Below are 23,072 nucleotides of genomic sequence, written 5' to 3'. Positions count from 1 at the left end.
CGCGGCCCGCGCGGTCTCCCCCGTCGTGCTCATGCACGCATCCTGAGTGATGCTGGTGATGCGGTGCAACGGAGTTTCCCGCCCCCCGGAACGGTCCGGAAACGGATACGGAAACGGAGATGACGGAACCAGAACGTCCGGAGGGGCACCCTTGTGCGAATCGACTCAAGGGTCTTGGGTGGAACGAGTGCCTGCCCGGCCCCCATGTCCGAACCGGGCCGGTGGCATGGTGGAATCTCAGGAGGATCCCGACATGTCCGACTCACAGAGTGACGACGGCGACTGTACGAACCGCCGCACCGCCGTCACCGAAGCCGAGGTGGAGGCCCTGGTCAGGGGCATCTGCTTCAAGACCGGGCCGCCCCGCTCGCTCGGTGTCGAGCTGGAGTGGCTCATCCATGAGCTGCGGACCCCGCAGCTCCCCGTGACACCCGAACGACTCGAAGCGGTCTACGCGGTTCTGCGGGCCCTGCCCCTGCGTTCACCGCTCACCGTCGAACCCGGCGGCCAGCTGGAGCTGAGCTCGCCGCCCGCCGCCTCCCTGATGGAGTGCATCGACACCGTCTCCGCCGACCTGGACACCGTCCGTGGTGTCCTCGCCGAGCAGGGCCTCGGTCTCGTCGGCATCGGCCACGACCCGTGGCACACACCCCGCAGGTTCCTGCACGAGCCGCGCTACGACGCGATGGAGGCCTGCCTGGACCGCACCGGCCCGGCGGGCCGCCACATGATGTGCGCCTCCGCCTCCGTGCAAGTCTGTGTGGACGCCGGCCACGAGGAGCCCGGCCCGCTCGGACACGCACGCCGCTGGTGGCTCGCCCATCAGCTGGGGCCGGTCCTGGTCGCCGCGTTCGCCAACTCCCCGCTGATCGGCCGCGAGCCCACGGGCTGGCGGTCCACCCGGCAGCTGCTGTGGCTGGAGATCGGCGCCGGCCGCGCGGGCGCTCCCCCGCTCGACGCCGAGCCACGGACCGCCTGGGCCAGACATGTGCTGGACTCCCCGGTGATGTGCGTGCGCCGGGACAGCGGGCCGTGGGAGGTGCCCGAGGGGCTCACCTTCCGGGAGTGGACCCGGTCCCGGTCACCCAGACCGCCCACCCGGACGGACCTGGACTATCACCTGACCACCCTGTTCCCGCCGGTCCGGCCGCGCGGCCACCTGGAGCTGCGGATGATCGACGCGCAGCCCGGCGACGACGGCTGGATCGTGCCGCTCGCGGTGACGGCGGCGCTGTTCGACGATCCGGAGGCCGCCGAGACGGCGTACCGGACCGTGAAACCGCTTGCGGAGCGGACCCTGGGCCTGCCCGCCCCGCACAACCCGCTGTGGACCGACGCGGCCCGGCGGGGGCTCGCCGACCCGGAGCTGTGCGAGGCCGCCGCCGTGTGCTTCGCGGCGGCGCTGGAGGCACTGCCCCGACTCGGCGCCACCACCGGGGTGATCGAGGCGGTGGCCGCGTACCGGGACCGCCATGTCGCGCGCGGCCGCTGCCCCGCCGACGACCTGCTGGACCACCTGCGCGGCAGTGAACTGCCCTCGTCCCGGCCCGGCCGCACCGCACACGGCAGGAAGGACATCCGCACATGACCGCCCCCGAGACCGACACCGCGACGACCGAGGTGGACACCGAGGCGCTGCGCGAGCGTGTGCTGGCCTCGCTGACCACCGCCCGTGACCGCACCACGCTGCTCACCAGCTGCGTGGAGGAGCCGGACCTCACCGCCCAGCACTCGCCGCTGATGTCCCCGCTGGTGTGGGACCTCGCGCACATCGGCAACCAGGAGGAGTTGTGGCTGCTGCGGGCGGTCGGCGGCCGGGACGCCATGCGGCCCGAGATCGACAGCCTGTACGACGCCTTCGAGCACCCGCGGGCCGAGCGGCCCGCGCTGCCGCTGCTGGCGCCCGCCGAGGCCCGCCGGTACGCGGCCGAGGTGCGCGGCCGGGTCACGGACCTGCTGGCGGGCGCGGACTTCCACGGCACCCGGCTGACCGAGGCCGGATTCGCCTTCGGGATGATCGCCCAGCACGAACAGCAGCACGACGAGACGATGCTGATCACCCATCAGCTCCGCAGGGGTCCGCAGGCGCTGACCGCCCCCGACCCGGAACCGGTCGCGCTGTTCACCGGCCCGGCCGAGGTCCTGGTGCCGGGCGGCCCGTTCACGATGGGCACGTCGGCCGAGCCGTGGGCGCTGGACAACGAACGCCCGGCGCACGTCCGGGAGGTGGCGCCGTTCTGGATCGACACCACCCCGGTGACGAACGGGGCGTACCAGGCGTTCATCGACGACGGCGGTTACGACACCGAGCGCTGGTGGACCGCGGAGGGCTGGGCGCACATCAAGCAGCACTCGATCGGCGCGCCGCTGTTCTGGCGCCGGGACGGCGACCGCTGGCTGCGGCGCCGCTTCGGGGTCACCGAGGCGGTCCCGCCGCAGGAGCCGGTGCTGCACGTGTGCTGGTACGAGGCCGACGCCTACGCCCGCTGGGCCGGGCGCCGGCTGCCCACCGAGACGGAGTGGGAGAAGGCCGCCCGGCACGACCCGGCCACCGGCCGGTCAAGGCGCTACCCGTGGGGCGACGCGGACCCGGCGCCGGAGCACGCCAACCTGGGCCAGCGGCACCTCAGGCCCGCACCCGCCGGCAGTTACCCGGCCGGTGAGTCACCGCTGGGCGTACGGCAGTTGATCGGTGACGTGTGGGAGTGGACGTCGAGCGACTTCCTGCCGTACCCGGGCTTCAGGGCCTTCCCGTACAAGGAGTACTCGGAGGTGTTCTTCGGCTCCGACCACAAGGTGCTGCGCGGCGGTTCGTTCGCCGTGGACCCGGTGGCCTGCCGGGGTACGTTCCGCAACTGGGACTATCCGATCCGGCGGCAGATCTTCTCCGGGTTCCGCACCGCCCGTTCGGAGGCCGTCTGATGTGCCGTCACCTGGCCTACGTGGGGCCCGAGGAGTCGCTCGGCCGGCTTCTCGTGGAGCCCGAGCACAGCCTGCTGCGCCAGTCGTGGGCGCCTAGGCGGCAGCGCTACGGGACCGTCAACGCCGATGGGTTCGGCGTCGGTTGGTACGCCCCGGTCGACCCCGTACCGGCTCGCTACCGCCGGGCCGGGCCGATCTGGGCGGACCTGTCCTTCGCCGACATGGCCCGCGTGGTGCGCTCCGGCGCCGTCCTGGCCGCCGTACGGGACGCGACGCTCGCGGGGGCCGACGCCGAGGCCGCCGCGGCACCCTTCGCCTCGGGGCGGTGGCTGTTCAGTCACAACGGCGCCGTCGCGGGCTGGCCCGACTCGGCCGCACCGCTGGTGTCCGCACTGCCCCCGGTCGACCTGCTGTCGCTGCAGGCCCGTACCGACTCGGCGTTCGTCTGGGCGCTGGTCCTGCACCGGCTGCGCTGCGGTGACGAGCCGGACCAGGCCCTCGGTGAAACGGTTCGCCGGGTGGCCGAGGCGGCCCCGGCCTCCCGGCTCAACCTGCTGCTGACGGACGGCACGACGATCGCCGCCACCGCCTGGGGCGACACCCTCTGGTACCGCACGGAGCCCGGCCGGAGCACGGTCGTCGCCTCCGAACCCTACGACGACGACCCGCGCTGGCAAGAGGTCCCCGACCGCACCGTGCTCACCGCGAGCCGCGCCGGCGTGCTGCTCGCACCGCTCGAGGACCCGGCGTCCGCACCTTCGAAGGAGCCCTGTACGTGAACCCCCTTCTCGTCACCCGCACACTCCCCGAGGACGCGACGGAGGCCGCGCTGCGCGCCGACGTCCGGAGCGGCCTCACCGTCAACCCCAAGTGGCTGCCGCCCAAGTGGTTCTACGACGCCCGCGGCAGCGAACTGTTCGAGCAGATCACCACACTGCCCGAGTACTACCCCACCCGGGCCGAGCGGGAGATCCTCGCCACCCGTTCCGGCGAGATCGCCGCCGCCAGCGGTGCCCGCACGCTGATCGAACTCGGCTCGGGCTCCTCGGAGAAGACCCGCTTCCTCCTGGACGCGCTCGCGCCCTCCGCCTACGTGGCGGTCGACGTCAGCGAGAGCGCCCTCACCCAGGCCGGGAAGGCGCTCGTCGAGGAACTCCCGGACCTCGACGTCCACGCGCTGATCGCCGACTTCACCGCCCCGCTGGCCCTGCCCGCCACTCCCGGGCCCCGGCTGGTGGCCTTCCTGGGGGGCACGATCGGCAATCTGCTGCCCGCCGAACGCGCCGAGTTCCTGGCCTCCGTGCGCTCCCTGCTCGCTCCGGGCGACGGGCTGCTGCTCGGCACGGACCTGGTCAAGGACGAGCGGGTGCTGGTCCGGGCGTACGACGACGCCGCCGGGGTGACGGCCGCGTTCAACAAGAACGTGCTGGCCGTCGTGAACCGGGAACTGGGCGCCGACTTCGATCCGGACGCCTTCGACCACGTGGCGCTGTGGGACGCCGGGCACGAGTGGATCGAGATGCGGCTGCGCTCCCGTGTCGCGCAGACCGTGAAGGTGCCCGCGCTGGACCTCGCCGTGGACTTCGAGGCGGGCGAGGAGCTGCGCACCGAGGTGTCCGCGAAGTTCCGCAGGGACGGCGTCGCCGCGGAACTGGCGGCCGCAGGACTGGAGTTGACGCACTGGTGGACGGACGCGGAGGGCCGTTTCGCGCTGTCGCTGAGCGTGGTGCGGTGACTCAGACGTCCGGAGCGAGTTCCCCGGTGATCTTCGCGGAGGCCCGGCGGGCCTCCGTCGCCGGGTCCGCCCCGGTCAGCACCCGGGTCATGTACTCCTTGATGGGGTTGTCGGCCTCGACGTCGGCCCACTGAGGGGTGCTGGGGGTCGCCCTGCCGTGTGCCGCGCCCGCGGCCATGGCGGCGACCCCCTCCTCGCCCGCCACCGCGCCCGCCAGCGTCGTCTTGTTGGGCACGTAGTTCATGGTGCGGGCGAGTTCGGTGTCCCACTTGGCGCCGACGAGCGCCCCGACCACGGCGGTCGCGGCGAACTGGTCCTTGGTGTGTCCGGCGACGACGAGGTCGGAGCCGCCGGTGAACACGGTGCCGGGCCGCGCGGCGGTCTTCCCGGGCACCGGGAAGAAGCCCAGCTCGTCCTTCAGTTCCGGGTTCTGCCGCACGATCGACTGCGCGAGTCCCGGTACGGCGACGATCTGCGCCACCCTGCCGCCGGCGAACACCCCGGCCTGCGGCGGGTGTTCCTCGTCCGCGTCCGTGGGACCGCGGCCCAGCGCCTGCAGCCGCCGGTAGAAGTCCATGCCCCGCAGCGCGGCCGGGCTGTCGAGGGTGCCCTGCCACTTGTAGTCCTTCTGCCGGGCGAGGTCGCCGCCCTCGTCCCAGATGAACCCGGAGAGCGTGTACCAGTCCTGCCCGGCGAGGTAGATCCCCTGGTTGCCGCCGGAGTTGAGCTTTCCGGTGTCGGCGAGCCACTCCTCGCGGGTCGTCGGCGGACGGGTGATGCCGGCCGCCTGGAACAGGTCCTTGCGGTAGATCACGACCCGGTTGGCCGCGTACCAGGGAATGCCGTACTGCGCGTTGCCGTCGTTGCCCGGCTGGGCGAGGCCGGGCAGCCACTTGTCCTTGCCCCAGTCGCGCATCGACTCCAGCGTGAGGTCGGCGAGTTTGCCGCCGTCCGCGTACAGCGGCACCTGGGTGTTGCCGACCTCGATGACGTCGGGTCCGCCGCCGGAGTCGTCCTTGAGCGCCTTGTCGACCTTGTCGACGATGCCGTTCCACGACTGGATGCGGATGTCGAGGCGCAGGTCCTTGTGGCCGCGCTCGAAGTCGGCCGTGAAGCGCCGGAGGAACTCCTCGGAGGCGCTGTCCTTCATCAGCCACACGGTGACGGTCTTGCGTTCGTGCCGGCCCGGGAGCATCCCGCAGGCGCTCACGAGGCAACCGGTGATGCACACGACGGCGAGCAGACGACGTCTCACGAGGGGTCCTGTTCTGTCTGGCAGGAGGATGCGGACAGGGGTGGGGGCCCGGCGTGGGGGGACGAGCGGTGGCGCTCGTACGGGTGTGCTGGATTTTGGTATGGACCAATGCGAGGGGTCAAGGGGGCGCAAGGGCTACCCGCGGTACGTGTGCGGGACACCGTGCGGGCGGCGCGGGGATGGGGCACGGTGGAATACGGCGTGACACGAGAGGAGCACCCCGATGTCGAATCACACCTACCGGGTCACCGAGATCGTCGGCACGTCGCACGAGGGCATAGACCAAGCCATCCGCAACGGCATCGCCCGCGCCGACCAGACACTGCGCAACCTGGACTGGTTCGAGGTGACCCAGGTCCGGGGCCAGATAGAGAACGGCCGGATCGAGCACTACCAGGTGGGCCTGAAGTTGGGCTTCCGCATCGAGGACCAGACCTGATGCGGACCGGTCCCCTCCCGGCTCAGGTGCGGCCCTCCCGCTCCTGAGCCTCTTCGAGCGCGGCGGACTTCGCGGCCCAGCGGGCCCGTACGACGGTGAACCCGGCGCGCTCCGCGTCGTCGCAGACCAGTTCGTCGTCGTCCACGAGGACACGGATCTCGCGGTCCCGCGCGAGCCGGCGCAGGATCTCCAGCTTGGCGAACCGGGCGGGCCTCCGGTCGGCGTTGCCCCGCATGTGCACCCGCCCCTCGGGCAGCCCGTGGGCCGCGAGCCAGTCCGACGTGTCGCGCCGGCACCGCTCGGGGCGTCCGGTGAGGTAGACCACCTCGCACTCCCGGGCGCTCTCCACGGCCAGCGCGATGCCCTCGGGGAGGGGCGGGTCCGCGGGCGCGGCGGCGAAGAAGGCGGCCCAGTCCTTCGGCCGCGTCTCCAGGAAGTGCTGCCGGTGAGCGGTGTCGGCCAGGGTGTTGTCCAGGTCGAAAACGGCGAGCGGACGGCTGTTGCTGTCGGTCACGGGGGTCCAGCCTAGCGGGGCCGGCGGGACCGCCTCGGGAATCCCGGGCCCGGCAGGACGTTGAACACTGCGTGAGCAGCACAGTGATCGCCCGGACCCGCTTCTCCGTCCTCGACCGTTCCCGCACCCGCGAGGGGCGTCCACCCGCCGAGGCGCTGCGGGACACCGTGGCGCTGGCGCGGGAGGCGGAGGCGCTCGGCTACCACCGTTTCTGGGTGTCCGAGCACCACGGGGTGCCCGGGGTCGCCGGTTCCGCGCCGACCGTGCTCGCAGCCGCGGTCGCCTCGGCCACCCGCACGATCCGGGTCGGCACCGGCGGGGTGATGCTGCCCAACCATCAACCCCTCGTCGTCGCCGAGCAGTTCGGCGTCCTGGAGTCCCTCTTCCCCGGCCGGATCGACATGGGACTCGGGCGTTCCGTCGGCTTCACCGACGGGGTGCGCAAGGCCCTCGGCCGGGACAAGGAGGTCGCCGAGGACTTCGCGGCCCAGCTCGGCGAGTTGCTGGGCTGGTTCGAGGGCGGCTCGCCGGCCGGGGTGCGGGCGCGCCCGGCGGAGGGGCTGCGGGTGCCGCCGTTCGTGCTGGCCATGGGCGAGGGCGCACGGATCGCGGCGCGCGCCGGACTGCCGATGGTGATCGGCGATCTGCGCGGCCGCGAGAAGATGCTGCGCGGCATCGACGAGTACCGTTCCCTGTTCCGTCCCTCCCCCTGGGCCCTCGGACCGTACGTCGTGATCTCCGGCGCGGTCGCGGTCGCCGGCACCGAGGCGGAGGCCCGGCGGCTGCTTCTGCCGGAGGCCTGGTCGATGGCGTTCTCGCGCACCCACGGCACCTTCCCGCCGCTCGCCCCGGCCGAGGAGATCGAGGCCCGCCCGATGACCGCGAAGGAGCGCGGTTTCTACGAGGCGGGGCTCGCCGGTCACATCGCCGGCACCGGGGAGCAGGTCGCAGCCGAGCTGGAGACGGTGCTGAAGGAGACGGGCGCCGACGAGGTGCTGGTCACCACGAGTGGGTACGACCGTGCCGCCCTGGTGGACTCCTACCGCAGGCTCGCCTCGCTCTTCGCACCGCGCGGCTGACCGGGCTCGAGATGCGAACGCCGCCGGGGCCGGTGACCCTGGGAGGGGAAGCCTCAAGCGACGAGGAGGGCTGCCATGTCCTTCATGGACAAGATCAAGGGCATGCTCAAGGGTCATGAGGGCATGGCCGACAAGGGCATCGACAAGGGCGGCGACTACATCGACCAGCGCACCGGCGACAAGTACCAGTCGCAGGTCGACGCCGCGCAGGACCGGGCGAGGGACGAGTTCGGCACCCGGCCGAACCGGGACAACCCTCCGCGGTCGTGACGCACGGGGGCGGATAGAGTCCCCCTTCTATGCACAGCCCACATGATCCGTACGTCCGTGTCCGCGGCGCCCGTGAGCACAACCTCAAGGGCGTCGACGTGGACATCCCGCGCGACGTGCTGGCCGTGTTCACCGGCGTGTCCGGCTCCGGGAAGTCGTCCCTGGCGTTCGGCACGATCTACGCCGAGGCGCAGCGGCGGTACTTCGAGTCGGTCGCGCCGTATGCGCGCAGGCTGATCCACCAGGTCGGGGCGCCCAGGGTCGGCGAGATCACCGGGCTGCCGCCCGCGGTCTCGCTGCAGCAGCGCCGGGCGGCCCCCACCTCCCGCTCCTCGGTGGGCACGGTCACCAATCTCTCCAACTCGCTGCGCATGCTGTTCTCCCGCGCCGGCCGGTACCCGCCGGGGGCCGAGCGCCTCGAGTCGGACGCGTTCTCGCCGAACACGGCGGCCGGCGCCTGCCCGGAGTGCCACGGGCTCGGCCAGGTCCACCGCACCACCGAGGAGTTGCTGGTGCCGGATCCCTCGCTGTCCATCCGCGAGGGCGCCATCGCCGCCTGGCCCGGCGCCTGGCAGGGCAAGAACCTGCGCGACATCCTCGCCGCGCTCGGCCACGACGTGGACCGGCCCTGGCGCGAACTGCCCGCCGGTCAGCGGGAGTGGATCCTGTTCACGGACGAGCAGCCGGTCGTCACGGTCCACCCCGTGCGGGACGCGGACCGCATCCAACGGCCGTACCAGGGCACGTACATGAGCGCCCGGCGGTATGTGCTGAAGACCTTCTCGGACACCAGGTCCGCGTCGCTGCGGGCGAAGGCGGAACGTTTCCTGACCGCCGCGCCCTGTCCGGTGTGCGGGGGCAGCCGGCTGCGGCCCGAGGCCCTCGCGGTGACCTTCGGCGGGCGGACCATCGCCGAACTGGCCGCGCTGCCGCTGACCGACCTCGCCGCGCTGCTCGACGGCCGCGACGCGACCGCACGGGTCCTCACCGAGGATCTGAAGTCCCGGATCGCGCCGGTGGTCGAGCTGGGCCTCGGCTATCTGAGCCTGGACCGGTCCACGCCCACCCTGTCGGCGGGCGAGCTGCAACGGCTGCGGCTCGCGACGCAGTTGCGGTCCGGGCTGTTCGGCGTGGTGTACGTCCTGGACGAGCCGTCCGCCGGGCTGCACCCCGCGGACACCGAGGCTCTGCTGACCGTGCTGGACCGGCTGAAGACCGCGGGCAACTCGGTGTTCGTGGTGGAGCATCACCTGGAGGTGGTGCGCGGCGCCGACTGGCTGGTGGACGTGGGCCCCGGCGCGGGCGAGCACGGCGGGCGCGTGCTGTACAGCGGGCCGCCGGCCGAGCTGGCGTCGGTCGAGGAGTCGGCGACGGCCGCGTTCCTCTTCGACGAGTCACCCGGGCCGGCACGTGAAGTCCGTGAGCCGCGCGGCTGGTTGCAGGTGGGGCCGGTGAGCCGGCACAACCTGCGCGCGGTGACGGCCGAGTTCCCGCTCGGCGCGTTCACCGCCGTCACCGGCGTCTCCGGCTCCGGGAAGTCCACGTTCGTCGGCGAGTTGACGGAGGGACCGGCGGGCGTGGACCGGCTGATCCGGGTCGACCAGCGGCCGATCGGGCGCACCCCACGCTCCAACCTGGCGACCTACACCGGCCTGTTCGACGTCGTGCGCAAGGTGTTCGCCGGCACCGGGGAGGCGCGGGAGCGCGGGTACGGCGTCGGGCGGTTCTCCTTCAACGTGGCCGGCGGGCGCTGCGAGACCTGCCAGGGCGAGGGGTTCGTCAGCGTCGAGCTGCTGTTCCTGCCGAGCACGTACGCGCCCTGCCCGGACTGCGGCGGTGCCCGGTACAACCCCGAGACGCTCCAGGTGACGTACCGGGGACGGAACATCGCCGAGGTGCTGGATCTGACGGTGGAGGGCGCCGCGGAGTTCTTCGCGGACGTACCGGCCGCCGCCCGGAGCCTGCGCACCCTGCTCGACGTGGGCCTCGGCTATCTGCGGCTCGGGCAGCCCGCGACCGAGCTGTCCGGCGGAGAGGCCCAGCGGATCAAGCTGGCCGGCGAACTGCAGCGCGGCCGGCGCGGCCACACCCTCTATCTGCTGGACGAGCCCACCACCGGACTGCACCCGGCCGATGTGGAGGTGCTGATGGACCGGCTGCACGGGCTGGTCGACGCCGGGAACACGGTCGTGGTGGTCGAGCACGACATGACGGTGGTCGCGGGCGCCGACTGGGTCATCGACCTGGGCCCCGGCGGGGGTGACCGGGGCGGCCGTATCGTCGCTTCGGGTCCACCGGAGCAGGTCGCGCGGGCGGCGGGCAGTGCGACGGCCCCTTATCTGGCGCGGGTCATGCCCTGAGGAGTGAGTGCCGCGCCGTGCCGTCGGTCGTCCATGGCGACGTCGTGGCTGGTCGCGTCCCCCTGACGGTATCCGCGGGTCGGACGGTGCCCCGCGGCCGTTGGGGGGCGCTGTGGACCTCCGGTGACCACGGCCGCGTGGGTCCAGGCGGGCTCGCAAGCGATCGGCTGCGCCGCGGCGGCGAGACCCCGGCGGTCGGGGTGGGCGCCCGGGGGGATCAGCGGCCGTGTCTCCACCTCCGCGATCAGGCCCCGGGTACGGGCCACCCGCCACAGGGAGGCGAGCAGGGTGTCCTCGCCGACGAACGCCGCCGCCGTGCTCGGCCCGCCGCCGGCCTGCCGGTAGCGCAGGCTGACCGGCTGCACGGGCACGCCCGCGTCGAGCGCGGCCTGGAAGACGGCCCGGCGGAAGTGGCCCTGGGCCCGCCCGCACCAGGTGCTGCCCTCGGGGAACGCGGCCACGGCCGCACCCTCACGCAGGGCCTCGGCGATCCGGGCGACCGTCGCCGGCAGGGCGCGGATCCGGTCGCGCTCGATGAACAGGACCCCGCCACGGGCGGCCAGCGCCCCCGCCACCGGCCACTGCCGGATCTCCGTCTTGGCGAGCATCCGGGCGGGGCGCACGGCGGCCAGCAGCGGGATGTCCAGCCACGAGACGTGGTTGGCGACCAGCAGCAGCCCGCCGGCCGGAGCGGCGGTGCCGCTGATCCGGACCCGGACCCCGATGGCCCGCACGATCGCCCGGCTCCACCGCCTGACCCACTCGGCGGGGATCCTCCCGCCGAGTGGGGACAGCGCGACACCGGCCAGCATCAGGACGACGACCGCGGTCAGCCGCAGCACGGCACGGGGTACGGCCGCGGCGGCCCGGGCCTGCTCCACACACGCGCCCGGGGTGCAGGGCGCGCTGGGCAGCCAGACGCTCATCAGGCCGGCACGAGGGAGAGGAAGTGCCGCAGATAGCGCGGGTTCACCCGGCGCATCGACAGCAGCACGTACAGGTCGGCGACCCCGAAGTCCGGGTCGTGCGCGGGCTCGCCGCACACCCAGGCGCCGAGGCGCAGATAGCCGCGCAGCAGGGCGGGCAGCTCGCTGTGCCCGGCCGGGGCCCCGGTGTCCGGGGCCCACGGCAGCAGCGGCCGTACCCGGAACTCCTCGGGTGCCAGGTGCCTTGCACGCACCCGCTCCCAGGTGGCCGTGGCGAGCATCCCGCCGTCGGCGAGCGGCACCGAGCAGCAGCCCGCGAGCCACTCGTGCCCGCGGTCGACCATGTAACGGGCTATGCCGGCCCAGATCAGCCCGATGACGGCGCCGTCGCGGTGGTCGGGGTGGACGCAGGAGCGGCCGACCTCGACCAGTCCGGGCCGGATCGGGTCGAGCGCGGACAGCTCGAACTCGCCCTCGGAGTAGAGCCGGCCGGCCACCGCGGCCCGCTCCGGCGGCAGCAGCCGGTAGGTGCCGACGACCTGTCCGGTGACGGTGTCGCGCACGAGCAGGTGGTCGCAGTGGGCGTCGAAGGAGTCCACGTCCAGTCCGGGGTGCGGCGTGGCCAGCAGGGCCCCCATCTCACCGGCGAAGACGTCGTGCCGCAGCTGCTGGGCGGCCCGCACGTCGTCCTCGTCCCGGGCGAGGGTGACGGTGTAGCGGGTGGGTGCCGCGGGCTGTGGGGGGCGGTCGAGGGTGGAAACGCCGGTCATGGCTCTCTCCTGGTCACGGGCCGGTTCGGCGACGGCGGCGGGCTGGTGCGTGTCGGCCCGCCGTTCCTGTTCTTCCGATGCCGGTTGGCGTGCGCGTGACCTGTGCCAGGAGACAGGATGTGGGAATGCTGAACGCCGGGGTCCCGGCGATCACCGGAAAACCAGACGGGGCCGGTGAGCACCACTCCCGGCCCCGCCCGTTCGCCTGTGCGACGAACGCTTCCCTCCCCGGGGTACTACCTCTTCCCCACCTTCCGGTTGGCCCTCAGCCACTCCTTGTTCATCTGCGTGATCGACACCAGCGGGATCCCCTTCGGGCAGGCGGTCGCGCACTCTCCGGTCAGCGTGCACCCGCCGAAGCCCTCGGCGTCCATCTGGGCCACCATGTCCAGCACCCGGGTCTCCCGCTCGGGCGCGCCCTGGGGCAGGACGTTGAGATGGTTGACCTTGGCGGAGGTGAACAGCATCGCCGCGCCGTTGGGGCACGCGGCCACGCACGCCCCGCAGCCGATGCACTCCGCGTGCTCGAACGCGAAGTCGGCGTCGGCCTTGGGCACGGCCGTCGCGTGGGCCTCCGGCGCGGATCCGGTCGGCGCGGTGATGTAGCCGCCGGCCTGGATGATCCGGTCGAACGCGGAGCGGTCCACGACCAGGTCCTTGATCACCGGGAACGCGGCGGCCCGCCACGGCTCGATGTCGATCGTGTCGCCGTCCTTGAAGGACCGCATGTGCAGCTGACAGGTGGTGGTGCGCTCGGGCCCGTGCGCGTCGCCGTTGATGACGAGCGAACACGCGCCGCAGATGCCCTCGCGGCAGTCGTGGTCGAAGGCGACCGGCTCCTCCCCGGACAGGATGAGCTGCTCGTTGAGGACGTCCAGCATCTCCAGGAAGGACATGTCGGACGAGATGCCGTCCACCTCGTAAGTGGACATGGCGCCTTCGGCGTCGGCGTTCTTCTGCCGCCAGACGCGCAGGGTGAGCTTCATGCGTAGCTCCGCTGGGTGGGGTGGACGTACTCGAAGACCAGGTCTTCCTTGTGCAGGACGGGTGCGGTGCTCGTACCGGTGAACTCCCAGGCCGCCGCGTAGCCGAACTCGTCGTCCCTGCGGGCGGCCTCGCCGTCCGGGGTCTGGGACTCCTCGCGGAAGTGACCGCCGCAGGACTCGCTGCGGTGCAGCGCGTCGAGGCACATCAGCTCGGCGAGCTCCAGGTAGTCGACCATCCGGTTGGCCTTCTCCAGCGACTGGTTGAACTCCTCGCCGGTGCCGGGCACCTTGATGCGCCGCCAGAACTCCTCGCGGATCTGCGGGATGCGCTCCAGGGCCTTGCGCAGGCCGGAGTCGGTGCGGGCCATGCCGCAGAACTCCCACATCAGTTCGCCGAGTTCACGGTGGAAGGAGTCCGGGGTGCGGTCGCCGTCCACGGCGAGCAGCCGGGCGAGCCGGTCGTCGGTCTCGGCCAGCACCTCCTGGACGACGGGGTGCGCGACGGTGACCGGGTCCTGGTGCGGGTTGCGGGCCAGGTAGTCGTTGATGGTGGCCGGCAGCACGAAGTAGCCGTCGGCCAGGCCCTGCATCAGCGCCGACGCGCCGAGCCGGTTGGCGCCGTGGTCGGAGAAGTTGGCCTCGCCGATCGCGAACAGGCCGGGGACGGTGGTCTGCAGGTCGTAGTCGACCCACAGACCGCCCATCGTGTAGTGCACGGCCGGGTAGATCCGCATGGGTACCTCGTACGGATCCTCGTCGGTGATCCGCTGGTACATGTCGAAGAGGTTGCCGTACTTGGCCTCGACCGCCCCCCGGCCCATCCGCTGGATGGCGTCGGCGAAGTCGAGGTAGACGCCCTGGCCGCCGGGGCCCACTCCCCTGCCCTCGTCGCAGACGTTCTTCGCGGCGCGGGACGCGATGTCACGCGGGACCAGGTTGCCGAAGGAGGGGTAGATGCGCTCCAGGTAGTAGTCGCGCTCGTCCTCGGGGATCTGGTTCGGCGGGCGGGTGTCGCCCTTGGCCTTGGGCACCCAGATCCGGCCGTCGTTGCGCAGCGACTCGCTCATGAGAGTGAGCTTGGACTGGTGGTCGCCGGTGCGCGGGATGCAGGTCGGGTGGATCTGTGTGAAGCAGGGGTTGGCGAAGTAGGCGCCACGCCGGTGCGCCCGCCAGACGGCGGTGGCGTTGGAGTTCATGGCGTTGGTCGACAGGTAGAAGACGTTTCCGTAACCGCCGCTGGCGAGGACGACGGCGTCGGCGAAGTACGTGTCGATCTTGCCGGTGACCAGGTCGCGGGCCACGATGCCGCGGGCCCGCCCGTCGACGACGATCAGGTCCAGCATCTCCGTGCGCGGATGCATCTCCACGTTGCCGGCGGCGATCTGCCGGGACAGCGCCTGGTAGGCGCCGAGCAGCAGCTGCTGGCCCGTCTGGCCGCGGGCGTAGAAGGTGCGGGAGACCTGGACACCGCCGAAGGAGCGGGTGTCGAGCAGCCCGCCGTACTCGCGGGCGAACGGCACGCCCTGCGCCACGCACTGGTCGATGATCTCGACCGAGATCTGCGCGAGCCGGTGCACGTTGGACTCGCGCGCCCGGAAGTCGCCGCCCTTGACGGTGTCGTAGAACAGCCGGTGGATCGAGTCGCCGTCGTTGCGGTAGTTCTTCGCCGCGTTGATGCCTCCCTGCGCGGCGATGGAGTGGGCACGGCGCGGGGAGTCCTGGTAGCAGAACTGGACGACGCGGTAGCCCTGTTCGGCCAGGGTCGCGCCCGCGGAGCCGCCCGCGAGACCGGTACCGACGACGATGACCGTGTGCTTGCGCCGGTTGGCGGGGTTGACCAGCTTGGCCTCGAAACGGCGCTTGTCCCAGCGCTCGTTGATCGGGCCGGACGGGGCCCTGCCGTCGGCGACCGGCTCGCCCGTCGCGTAGTTCACGTATTCGGTCATGTCAGCTCACCACTCCGGTCATGACGCCCACGGGTACGGCGATGAAACCGGCCGTGAGCAGCAGCGCGAGGACGTTGGCGACGGTCTTCAGGGCGCGGTCGCGGGCGCGGCTGCCGACGCCGAGGGTCTGCGCGGCGCTCCAGAAGCCGTGCCGGATGTGCAGGCCGAGCGCGAGCATCGCGACGATGTAGATGACGTCGCCGTACCAGGTGGAGAAGGTGTCGACCACGTTCTGGTACGGGTGGCCCTCCTGGAAACCGCCGGAGTGCACGGTGCCGGTGGTCAGGTCCAGGATGTGCCAGACGATGAACAGGCCGAGGATGATGCCGCCCCAGCGCATGGTGCGGGTGGCGTAGCTCGCCCGGGGCCTCGAGTGCACGTACTTGCTGGGCCGCGCCCTGATGTCGCGGCGGCTGAGCTGGTACGCGGACGTGGCGTGGGCGACCACGGCGACGACGAGGACGATCCGGATGAGCCAGAGCGTCCACTCGTAGTGCATGAAGGGTTCGCCGATGGTGCGCAGCCAGTGGGCGTAGTGGTTGAACTCGCCCGCTCCGAAGTAGATCTTCAGATTGCCGATCATGTGCGCCACCAGGTACAGCAGCATGATCAGTCCGCTGACGGCCATCACCGTCTTCTTGCCGACGGAGGAGTCCCACATCGTGCGCGCCATGGACGGCCGTCGGTCCGTCCGCGTTGCCAGAGCCATGGCACAGCACGCTAGGGGCCAGGTGGCCGATCAGTCCAAGACATGGTGCAGCTTGATTCCATAGGCGCAAGCTATCCTTGCTGGATGCAGTTCCAGCAGCTCCAGTACTTCGTCGCGGTCGCCGAGACCCGGCACTTCACCCGCGCCGCCGAGCTGGTGCACGTCGCCCAGCCGTCGCTGTCGCAGCAGATCAAGGCGCTGGAGCGGGAACTGGGCGCGGATCTCTTCCTGCGCGCCCGCGGCAACATCACCCTCACCGACGCCGGCGAGGCGCTGCTGCCGCTGGCCCGGCGGATCCTGGCCGACGCGGACACGGCCCGGTACGAGGTGCAGGAGCTCGTGCAGCTGCGGCGCGGCCGGGTGCGGCTGGGGGCGACGCCGAGTCTGTGCACGGGCCTGCTGCCGGACGTGCTGCGCGCCTTCCACGACCGCTATCCGGGCATCCAGCTGCTGATCGAGGAGGGCGGTTCGCACGACCTGGTGCGGGAACTGGCCCGGGGCGCACTCGATCTCGCCCTGATCGTGCTGCCGCTGCCGGCCCCGGCACCCGCGCTCACCACCGTGGAGCTGCTGCGGGAGGACCTGGTCGTGGTGTCCTCCCCGGAGGCGCCGGCACCGGGGAGGGGCGGGCGGGTGGTGCGCATCGCCGATCTGGAGGGCGAGCGGCTGGTGATGTTCCGGCACGGTTACGACCTGCGGGAGCTGACCGTGGCGGCCTGCCGCGCCGAGGGCTTCGAGCCGGACTTCGCGGTGGAGGGCGGCGAGATGGACGCGGTCCTCGGTTTCGTACGGGCGGGGCTCGGCCTGGCCGTGGTACCGCGCATGGTCGCGACCAGGTCCGGACGGGGGCTGCGGGTGACCCCGCTGGCCAGGCCGGGTCTGTACCGCACGATCGCGCTGGCCCATCGCAGCGACGTGGCTCCGCCGCGCGCGGCACGGGAGTTGCAGCGCATGCTGCTGGAGCGGTGACGCCCGACCGGGGCGACGTGCACGGGTTTCACGGCACATCTTGTTTCAGTGTGCATCTATCTGCATAATGCGGTTATGCATAAGCGGGTTATGGAAACGGCCGGGCCCGATGCGTCGGCGGAGGACCTGATCATCGCGGTCGAGCAGCTGGTCCGGTACGTGCGCCGCAGCGCCACGGCCGGCGGGCTGAGCACCGCCGCCTCCTCGGCACTCGCCCGGCTGGGCCGCGAGGGCCCGCACCGGCTGACCGATCTGGCCCGGGCCGAGGGCGTCTCCCAGCCCAACATGACGCAGCTCGTCACCCGGCTCCAGCGGGCGGGCCTGGTCCGGCGCACCGCCGACAGCCGTGACGGCCGGGGCGTCCTGGTCGAGGTGACCGGCACCGGCATGGAGGTCTTCCGCCGCCGCCGCGCCGAACGGGCGGAGGCGCTGGGCGAACTCGTCGACGAGCTGACCGAACCGGAACGGCACGCGGTGCGGCTCGCCCTGCCCGCCCTGGCCCGGGCGATCGAGGACCGCGCGGCCCACGACTGACACCCGCCACCCCGCAGCTCCCTCAACCCACCGGGAGAGAACCGCACATGAGTGCTTCGCACGGAGGGGCCGCGAGTCCCTTCAAACAGCCGAGGGCCGTCTGGGCCGTCGCGTTCGCCTGCGTGATCTCGTTCATGGGCATCGGCCTGGTCGACCCGATCCTGCCCGCCCTCGCCCAGAGCCTCGACGCCACGCCCAGCCAGGTCTCCCTGCTGTTCAGCAGCTACCTGATCGTGACCGCCGTGGCCATGCTGATCGTCGGCTGGGTCTCCAGCCGCCTCGGCGCCAAGCGCACCCTGGTGACCGGCCTCGCCCTCATCGTCGTCTTCGCCGCCCTGGCCGGCACCTCCGGCTCCATCAACGGCATCGTCGGCTTCCGCGCGGGCTGGGGGCTCGGCAACGCGCTGTTCATCGCGACCTCCCTCGCCGTGATCGTCGCCTCCGCAAGCGGCGGCTTCGGCGGCGCGATCATCCTGTACGAGACGGCACTCGGCCTCGGTATCGCCGTCGGACCGCTGCTCGGCGGCGAGTTGGGCGCCATCAGCTGGCGCGGTCCCTTCTTCGGCGTCGCGGTACTGATGGCGATAGCCCTGGCGGCGACCCTGGCCTTCGTGCCGTCGCTGCCCAGGCCCGCCCGGCCCACCTCGCCCGTCGCCCCGCTCAGGGCCCTGCGCCATCGCGGGCTGCTGACCATGGGGGTCATGGCCCTGCTGTACAACTGGGGTTTCTTCACCATGCTCGGCTACGCCCCGTACCCGATGGAGCTGAACGCCCACCGGCTCGGACTCGTCTTCACCGGCTGGGGTCTGCTGGTGGCGGTCTTCAGCGTGTTCGTCGCCCCGCGCCTCCAGGCCCGCTTCGGCACGGCGCCCGTGCTCTACGTCAACCTGCTCGGACTCGGCGTCGTGATGGCCGTCATCGCCGCCGGGGTGAGGACGCCGGCCGTGGTCATCGTGGCGGTCGTCGTGAGCGGCGCCTTCATCGGCATCAACAACACCCTCACCACCCAGGCGGTGATGCTCGTCTCGCCCGTGGAACGCCCCGTCGCCTCCTCCGCCTACGGCTTCCTGCGGTTCATCGGCGGCGGTCTCGCGCCCTATGTCGCCGGCAAGCTGGCCGACGCGACCGATCTGAGCGTGCCGTTCTACGTGGGTGCCGCCACGTTCGTCCTGGCCGTCCCCGTCCTGGCCGGCGGACACCGACTCGTACGACAGGCCGAGGCACACGCGGGCGACCACGTGGACCCGGTGCCGGCGGAGGCGTCACCGATGAGCGCCCCTTAGGCGCGCGGGGCTCTGCCCGATGTGCGGCTACCGCCGCGGGGCGCGACCAGCCACGACGCAGCCGCAGCCGAGGACGGTCGCGCCCCGTCAACCCGTCGCGTCCACCAGCGCCAGGTCGTGCAACCGTTCCGGCGGGCCCGGCCGGGCGTAGTACCAGCCCTGGGCGGTGTCGCAGCCCAGTATCCGCAACTGCTCGGCCTGGGCACCGGTTTCCACGCCCTCGACGGTGACCGCGAGGTCCAGGCTGTGGGCCAGGGTGACGATCCCCTCGACGATCTTCAGGTCGACGGGGTCGGCGGGGAACTGCTGCATACCCCGGGTGAAGGAGCGGTCCAGTTTGAGGATCCGCACCGGCAGGCGGCGCAGGTTGGCGAGGTTGGAGTAACCGGTTCCGAAATCGTCCAGCGCGATGTCGACGCCCATCTCGGCCAGCCGGTGCAGGGGTTTGAGCAGATCGTCGTCGGCGCCGATGAGCGCGGACTCGGTGACCTCCAGGCACAGCGCGTCCGGGGCGACACCGGCCCGCTCCAGGATGTCCACCGTGTCCTGCACCAGCCCCGGATGACTGAGCTGGCACGGCGACAGGTTGACGTTGATGCGCAGGGGGCCGACGGCCGTCTCCTCGCCGTGGCGTTCTCGCCAGGCGCGGGCCTGCCGGATGGACTCCTCCAGGACCCAGCGGCCGAGCGGGACGATCAGCCCGGTGTGCTCGGCGAGCGGGATGAACCGGTCGGGGCCGAGGACGCCGTGCTGCGGGTGCAGCCAGCGCACGAGGGCCTCCGCTCCGCGCACACTGCCGTCGCCGAGATGGACGAGGGGCTGGTACTCGATGAAGAACTCGCCGCGCTCCAGGGCCGTGGGAAGGGCCGTCGTCAGGCCGTGGCGGGTGATGGCGCGGGCGTCGGCCTCGGGGTCGGCGAGCTCGGAGCGGTTGCCGCCCGCGGACTTGGCCCGGTACATGGTGATGTCCGCGCTGCGCAGGACCTCCGCCGCGGTGCGCTCACCCGCCGGCCCCTCGACGATGCCGAGGCTCCCCCGCACCATCAGGTCCCGCCCGTCGATGCTGATCGGGGTGATCAGGGCGTTCATGATGCGCTCGGCCAGTTCGTCGACCTCGCGCTCGGTGCCCGGGCCGGTGGTCAGGGCCACGAACTCGTCGCCGCCGAGCCGGGCGACCATCTCGCCGGGTGCGGTCGCGCAGGACTGCAGCCGGTCGGCGACCTCCACCAGCAGCCGGTCGCCGGCCGCGTGCCCGAGGCTGTCATTGATGGTCTTGAAGCCGTCCAGGTCGAGGTAGCACAGCCCGAAACGCTGGCCCTCGCCCGCGTTCAGGGCCTTCTCCAGGCGCTCGAAGAACAGCGAGCGGTTGGGCAGGCCGGTGAGCGCGTCGTGCGTCGCCTCGTAGCGCAGCCGGAGATTGAGCAGCCGCCGCTCGGTGGTGTCCTCCATGAGGGCGAGCTGGTACTGCGGGGCGCCGTCGGCGTCGCGCAGCAGGGAGACCGTCAGGTTGGTCCACAGAACCGTGCCGTCGGGCCGGTTGAAGGCCTTTTCGAGGTGGTAGTGCTCGCGCTCGCCGCGGACGAGTTCGTCGTACAGCTTCCAGGTCTGCGGCGCGTCCTCGGGATGCACCCAGTCCTGCACCCGGCGGCCGCGCAGGGTGTGCTCGGAGAGGCCGAACATGCGCAGCAGCGCCCCGTTGACCTGCAGGACGTTCCCGTCGAGGTCGGCGATGCCGATGCCTATGGCCGCGCCCTCGAAGAGCGCGCGGAAGCGCGCCTCGCTGGCGTGCAACGCCTGCGCGACCACGCCCTGCGCCTGCAACGCGGCCTGGGCGATGGACTCCTGCTCGGCGAGCGTGCGCTCGCGCAGCGCCTCGGCGTACCCGGCGGCCATCGCGTGCTGCAACCGCGAGGCACGGATACGCGGTTCGTCCTGGGGGCCGTTCTCGGCGCAGTACAGCACCAGATAGGCGTCGACGCAGTCCAGGGTCCGGGAGAGCGCCTCGGGGTCGGTGCAGTGCGCGCCGACGAGGGCGGCGCCGACCGCCTTCGCGCCGTCCGCGTCGAAGCCCCGGGCGCGCAGCAGCTCGCTCAACCGGCGTGCGAGCGGAAGCAGTTCCTCCTCGAACTCCGGGCGGGTCAGCGACGTGGAGGTCACCGGGTAGACCGCCCGGCTCCAGATCGTCGTGAACCGGCGCAGTCTGTCCTCCGGCCCGTCCGGCTCCGCGCTCACGCCGTACGCCCCACGCCGGCGAATCCGGAGAAGGCGAACGGATCCTCGTCCTCCGGCGCCGACTCCGGCCGCCAGTGCGGCATCGGCACCAGTCCGGGTTCCACCATGTCGTACCCCTCGAAGAACCGCGCGATCGCGTCGCGCGAACGCATGATCAGCGGGTTGCGAATGTCCTTGTATACGTCCACCGCGCCCTCGGCCCGCCCGGCAGGCAGCGGGATTCCCTCGTACGAGGCATGAGTGAGGATCAGCAGGCTGCCGGGCGCGAGCGCCTCGCGCAGCTCGGCCACCGCACCGTAGGGGTCGTCCGCGTCTTCCACGAAGTGCAGTATGGCAACGAGAAGGAGCGCGACCGGCCGGTTCAGGTCGATCAGCCGGTCGAGTTGGGGACTGGAGAGGATCTCCTGCGGCTTGCGCAGGTCCGCGGCGACCACGTCCGCCCCGTCGTTGCCCGCCAGGACCGCCTGGCTGTGCGCGACGGCGACGGGGTCGTGGTCGACGTAGACCACGCGGGCGCCGGGTACGGCCGCCTGGGCCACCTCGTGGACGTTGCCGAAGGTCGGGATGCCGGAGCCGATGTCGAGGAACTGGGTGATGCCCTCCCCGGCCGCGTACCGTACGGCACGGCGCATGAACGCCCGGTTGGCCTGCATGATCTTCGGCAGGCCCGGCATGAACTCCATCGCCCTGCGGGCCGCTTCCCGGTCGACCTCGAAGTTGTGCGAGCCGCCCAGGTAGTAGTCGTAGATCCGCGAGACGCTCGGCACCGAGATGTCGATGCTTCGTGGGGCCCAGGCGGGACGCTCCATGTATCTCTCCAACGGTAGGCGACAGGGGCAGGCGATCCGGTGTTCGAGCTGAGGCTACTGATCGCCCGCCAAAGGAGCGACCCAAAACGGAAATTGACCGTCCGTTCCCCGCCACTGCCTGCGGCAAGTGCCCGTAAGACCCCGCTGTGCGACGCCTGTGCCGCCTTGGCCGCCTCCTTCCCGGATGCGCCGCCCCACCACGCACAACGGTCCGCCCCCTCCGTGCGGTGCGGAGGGGGCGGACCTTCGGTGGCGCTCCGGGTCGGGCGGGGCGATCGACCCTGGGGAGGTGATCTAGTTGCCCGGCGCGCCGACCGGCTTGCCGTCGGGCGAGACGGCGTACCAGGTGCCGCCCACGCCCTGACCGTTGGTGTCGCCGGGGGCCTTGTCCCCGGAGAAGGTGTAGATCGGCCAGCAGTTGACGGTCATCTGCTTCACACCGTCGGGACGGGTGAAGCCCATCAGGCCCTTCTTCTTGACGCCCTTGGTGTCGTCCGGCTTGACGATGCCGACGGCCGGCCACTTCACCAGGCAGGCCCCGGTGCAGTTCGAGACGGACTTCGGCCAGGCCTTGTCCTTCAGGAAGCGGTAGACGGTCATGCCGTTCTTGTCGACGACGATGTCGCCCAGCTTGGGGTCCTTGCGGACGGACAGACCGGGCAGGCTCGCCAGGGAGGCCTTCTTGCCGTTCGGGGCCAGCGCGAACCAGTTGCCGCCCACGCCCTGGCCGTTGACGTCCCCGGCGTTGACGTCCTTGGCGTAGCGGTAGGCCGGCCAGCCACCGATGGTGAGCTGCTTGGTGCCGTCGGCGCGGGTCACCTCGCCGAGCAGCGACTTGTCGATGCCGGCGCCGGCGGTGGCGTCGCCGGCGGGCACCGGCGGCCAGGTGGTGGCGCAGTTGCCGTCACAGTTCGACTTGGGCGGATTGGCGGTGTCCTTGTCGAACCGGTAGAGGGTGAGGCCGGACCCGTCGGTCACCACGTTGCCGAGGTCGGGGTTGGCGGCCACGGTCAGCTTGCCCGCGGGGGCGGCGGGGGTGGGGGAGCTGGAGCTCTGGTTGCCGTCGGCGCCGTAACCGTTTCCAGCAACCGTTCCGGCGCCGGTGGTCGGGCTGCCCGCGGGCGCGGTGGCGCCGACGTTCTGGGCCGCCGAGGCCGCGGGGGTGCTGTTGTCCTGACCGCACGCCGTCGTCAGCGCCAGCACCGAAGCGGCTGTGGCCACCAGTGAGGCGGTCCGCCAGGAGGTCTTCATGTCCAACTCCCCATATCTGCCTGGATGTTGCAGCGCTCTGCCGCGCCGCCGCACGGCCATGGGTACGCACGGAGAGGGGCGGA

At 71.9% G+C, this 23,072-nt stretch carries 20 protein-coding genes and 1 pseudogene; 11 read left to right on the top strand and 10 right to left on the bottom strand.

All coding sequences use genetic code 11. The annotated features are described in order from the left end of the window. Window positions 1–253 precede the first annotated feature (253 nt). The 4 genes from egtA to egtD are packed head-to-tail and all read left to right on the top strand — an operon-like array spanning window position 254 to window position 4,657. Window positions 254–1,588: an ergothioneine biosynthesis glutamate--cysteine ligase EgtA gene (egtA, locus tag AB0D93_RS24855; RefSeq protein ID WP_362122940.1), complete on the top strand. Its 1,335-nt coding sequence runs from the start codon at window positions 254–256 to the stop codon at window positions 1,586–1,588. Further along, entirely contained in the window at window positions 1,585–2,922 is a 1,338-nt protein-coding gene (gene egtB, locus AB0D93_RS24850; RefSeq protein ID WP_362122937.1) for an ergothioneine biosynthesis protein EgtB, read from the top strand. The genes egtA and egtB overlap by 4 nt, the downstream gene beginning before the upstream one ends. Beyond that, window positions 2,922–3,701 (top strand): ergothioneine biosynthesis protein EgtC, encoded by a 780-nt coding sequence (gene egtC / locus AB0D93_RS24845; RefSeq protein WP_362122934.1) that lies wholly within the window; start codon window positions 2,922–2,924, stop codon window positions 3,699–3,701. Before egtB ends, egtC begins: the two co-directional genes overlap by 1 nt. Next, window positions 3,698–4,657 carry an L-histidine N(alpha)-methyltransferase gene (egtD, locus tag AB0D93_RS24840; RefSeq protein WP_362122931.1) on the top strand — a complete coding sequence of 320 codons (960 nt, stop codon included), beginning with the start codon at window positions 3,698–3,700 and terminating at the stop codon, window positions 4,655–4,657. Before egtC ends, egtD begins: the two co-directional genes overlap by 4 nt. Before the next feature lies 1 nt (window position 4,658). On the opposite strand, the gene AB0D93_RS24835 is transcribed toward egtD, so the two are convergent. Further along, window positions 4,659–5,912 carry an extracellular solute-binding protein gene (locus tag AB0D93_RS24835; RefSeq protein ID WP_362122928.1) on the bottom strand — a complete coding sequence of 418 codons (1,254 nt, stop codon included), beginning with the start codon at window positions 5,910–5,912 and terminating at the stop codon, window positions 4,659–4,661. 223 nt (window positions 5,913–6,135) lie between these two features. On the opposite strand from AB0D93_RS24835, the gene AB0D93_RS24830 reads away from it, so the two are divergent. Beyond that, a complete protein-coding gene (locus AB0D93_RS24830) occupies window positions 6,136–6,351 on the top strand; it encodes a dodecin (protein WP_362122925.1) in 216 nt (71 codons plus the stop codon). 22 nt (window positions 6,352–6,373) lie between these two features. Here the strand turns inward: AB0D93_RS24830 and AB0D93_RS24825 are convergent, their stop codons facing one another. Further along, complete coding sequence (locus tag AB0D93_RS24825; protein ID WP_362122922.1) at window positions 6,374–6,865, bottom strand: hypothetical protein; 492 nt, start codon at window positions 6,863–6,865, stop codon at window positions 6,374–6,376. 71 nt (window positions 6,866–6,936) lie between these two features. Between AB0D93_RS24825 and AB0D93_RS24820 the strand changes: the two genes are divergently transcribed. The 3 genes from AB0D93_RS24820 (at window position 6,937) to AB0D93_RS24810 (ending at window position 10,574) form a co-directional block, all read left to right on the top strand. Beyond that, window positions 6,937–7,944, top strand: a complete 1,008-nt coding sequence (locus AB0D93_RS24820) for an LLM class flavin-dependent oxidoreductase (RefSeq protein ID WP_362122919.1) — start codon at window positions 6,937–6,939, stop codon at window positions 7,942–7,944. A 75-nt stretch (window positions 7,945–8,019) separates the two neighbouring features. Continuing rightward, window positions 8,020–8,214: an antitoxin gene (locus AB0D93_RS24815; RefSeq protein ID WP_362122916.1), complete on the top strand. Its 195-nt coding sequence runs from the start codon at window positions 8,020–8,022 to the stop codon at window positions 8,212–8,214. A 29-nt stretch (window positions 8,215–8,243) separates the two neighbouring features. Continuing rightward, window positions 8,244–10,574: an excinuclease ABC subunit UvrA gene (locus AB0D93_RS24810; protein WP_362122913.1), complete on the top strand. Its 2,331-nt coding sequence runs from the start codon at window positions 8,244–8,246 to the stop codon at window positions 10,572–10,574. On the opposite strand, the gene AB0D93_RS24805 is transcribed toward AB0D93_RS24810, so the two are convergent. The 5 genes from AB0D93_RS24805 to AB0D93_RS24785 all read right to left on the bottom strand — a co-directional run bounded on the left by AB0D93_RS24805 (window position 10,550) and on the right by AB0D93_RS24785 (window position 15,875). After that, on the bottom strand, window positions 10,550–11,500 hold the full coding sequence (locus tag AB0D93_RS24805; RefSeq protein ID WP_362122910.1) for a lysophospholipid acyltransferase family protein: 951 nt from the start codon (window positions 11,498–11,500) through the stop codon (window positions 10,550–10,552). The genes AB0D93_RS24810 and AB0D93_RS24805 overlap by 25 nt on opposite strands. After that, window positions 11,500–12,270 (bottom strand): GNAT family N-acyltransferase, encoded by a 771-nt coding sequence (locus tag AB0D93_RS24800; RefSeq protein WP_362122906.1) that lies wholly within the window; start codon window positions 12,268–12,270, stop codon window positions 11,500–11,502. The genes AB0D93_RS24805 and AB0D93_RS24800 overlap by 1 nt, the downstream gene beginning before the upstream one ends. 236 nt (window positions 12,271–12,506) lie before the next feature. After that, the gene (locus tag AB0D93_RS24795) at window positions 12,507–13,256 is read right to left on the bottom strand and encodes a succinate dehydrogenase/fumarate reductase iron-sulfur subunit (protein ID WP_362122903.1); all 750 of its coding nucleotides are present in this window, start codon (window positions 13,254–13,256) and stop codon (window positions 12,507–12,509) included. Then, entirely contained in the window at window positions 13,253–15,202 is a 1,950-nt protein-coding gene (locus AB0D93_RS24790; RefSeq protein ID WP_362122900.1) for a fumarate reductase/succinate dehydrogenase flavoprotein subunit, read from the bottom strand. Before AB0D93_RS24790 ends, AB0D93_RS24795 begins: the two co-directional genes overlap by 4 nt. A 1-nt stretch (window position 15,203) precedes the next feature. Further along, a complete protein-coding gene (locus tag AB0D93_RS24785) occupies window positions 15,204–15,875 on the bottom strand; it encodes a succinate dehydrogenase (protein WP_362123373.1) in 672 nt (223 codons plus the stop codon). Window positions 15,876–15,995: 120 nt separating this feature from the next. On the opposite strand from AB0D93_RS24785, the gene AB0D93_RS24780 reads away from it, so the two are divergent. From AB0D93_RS24780 to AB0D93_RS24770, 3 genes and pseudogenes are all read left to right on the top strand, one after another. Continuing rightward, a complete protein-coding gene (locus AB0D93_RS24780; protein ID WP_362122898.1) occupies window positions 15,996–16,880 on the top strand; it encodes a LysR substrate-binding domain-containing protein in 885 nt (294 codons plus the stop codon). 75 nt (window positions 16,881–16,955) lie between these two features. Beyond that, complete coding sequence (locus AB0D93_RS24775) at window positions 16,956–17,414, top strand: MarR family transcriptional regulator (RefSeq protein ID WP_362122896.1); 459 nt, start codon at window positions 16,956–16,958, stop codon at window positions 17,412–17,414. Window positions 17,415–17,461: 47 nt separating this feature from the next. Further along, window positions 17,462–18,694: pseudogene (locus tag AB0D93_RS24770) on the top strand (MFS transporter); the annotation flags it as partial. Between the two features lie 90 nt (window positions 18,695–18,784). Here the strand turns inward: AB0D93_RS24770 and AB0D93_RS24765 are convergent. The 3 genes from AB0D93_RS24765 to AB0D93_RS24755 all read right to left on the bottom strand — a co-directional run bounded on the left by AB0D93_RS24765 (window position 18,785) and on the right by AB0D93_RS24755 (window position 22,989). Further along, window positions 18,785–20,929 carry an EAL domain-containing protein gene (locus AB0D93_RS24765; protein ID WP_362122893.1) on the bottom strand — a complete coding sequence of 715 codons (2,145 nt, stop codon included), beginning with the start codon at window positions 20,927–20,929 and terminating at the stop codon, window positions 18,785–18,787. Then, window positions 20,926–21,738, bottom strand: a complete 813-nt coding sequence (locus tag AB0D93_RS24760; protein ID WP_362122890.1) for an SAM-dependent methyltransferase — start codon at window positions 21,736–21,738, stop codon at window positions 20,926–20,928. The genes AB0D93_RS24765 and AB0D93_RS24760 overlap by 4 nt, the downstream gene beginning before the upstream one ends. Before the next feature lie 294 nt (window positions 21,739–22,032). Next, entirely contained in the window at window positions 22,033–22,989 is a 957-nt protein-coding gene (locus tag AB0D93_RS24755) for an SCO0930 family lipoprotein (protein WP_362122887.1), read from the bottom strand. Window positions 22,990–23,072 lie beyond the last annotated feature (83 nt).

It is taken from the genome of Streptomyces sp. NPDC048191 (assembly GCF_040652655.1).
GTDB lineage: Bacteria > Actinomycetota > Actinomycetes > Streptomycetales > Streptomycetaceae > Streptomyces.
The sequence above is the reverse complement of the archived record's forward strand: the minus strand, read 5'-3'. Positions and strand labels throughout refer to the sequence as shown.

Excerpts from the sequence above, each read along its gene's own strand:
- egtA (WP_362122940.1), top strand. The coding sequence starts at position 254 with ATGTCCGACTCACAGAGTGACGACGGCGACTGTACGAACCGCCGCACC.
- egtB (WP_362122937.1), top strand. The coding sequence starts at position 1,585 with ATGACCGCCCCCGAGACCGACACCGCGACGACCGAGGTGGACACCGAG.
- egtC (WP_362122934.1), top strand. The coding sequence starts at position 2,922 with ATGTGCCGTCACCTGGCCTACGTGGGGCCCGAGGAGTCGCTCGGCCGG.
- AB0D93_RS24830 (WP_362122925.1), top strand. The coding sequence starts at position 6,136 with ATGTCGAATCACACCTACCGGGTCACCGAGATCGTCGGCACGTCGCAC.
- AB0D93_RS24815 (WP_362122916.1), top strand. The coding sequence starts at position 8,020 with ATGTCCTTCATGGACAAGATCAAGGGCATGCTCAAGGGTCATGAGGGC.
- AB0D93_RS24810 (WP_362122913.1), top strand. The coding sequence starts at position 8,244 with ATGCACAGCCCACATGATCCGTACGTCCGTGTCCGCGGCGCCCGTGAG.
- AB0D93_RS24805 (WP_362122910.1), bottom strand. The coding sequence starts at position 11,500 with ATGAGCGTCTGGCTGCCCAGCGCGCCCTGCACCCCGGGCGCGTGTGTG.
- AB0D93_RS24800 (WP_362122906.1), bottom strand. The coding sequence starts at position 12,270 with ATGACCGGCGTTTCCACCCTCGACCGCCCCCCACAGCCCGCGGCACCC.
- AB0D93_RS24795 (WP_362122903.1), bottom strand. The coding sequence starts at position 13,256 with ATGAAGCTCACCCTGCGCGTCTGGCGGCAGAAGAACGCCGACGCCGAA.
- AB0D93_RS24790 (WP_362122900.1), bottom strand. The coding sequence starts at position 15,202 with ATGACCGAATACGTGAACTACGCGACGGGCGAGCCGGTCGCCGACGGC.
- AB0D93_RS24785 (WP_362123373.1), bottom strand. The coding sequence starts at position 15,875 with ATGGCGCGCACGATGTGGGACTCCTCCGTCGGCAAGAAGACGGTGATG.
- AB0D93_RS24780 (WP_362122898.1), top strand. The coding sequence starts at position 15,996 with ATGCAGTTCCAGCAGCTCCAGTACTTCGTCGCGGTCGCCGAGACCCGG.
- AB0D93_RS24775 (WP_362122896.1), top strand. The coding sequence starts at position 16,956 with ATGCATAAGCGGGTTATGGAAACGGCCGGGCCCGATGCGTCGGCGGAG.
- AB0D93_RS24760 (WP_362122890.1), bottom strand. The coding sequence starts at position 21,738 with ATGGAGCGTCCCGCCTGGGCCCCACGAAGCATCGACATCTCGGTGCCG.
- AB0D93_RS24755 (WP_362122887.1), bottom strand. The coding sequence starts at position 22,989 with ATGAAGACCTCCTGGCGGACCGCCTCACTGGTGGCCACAGCCGCTTCG.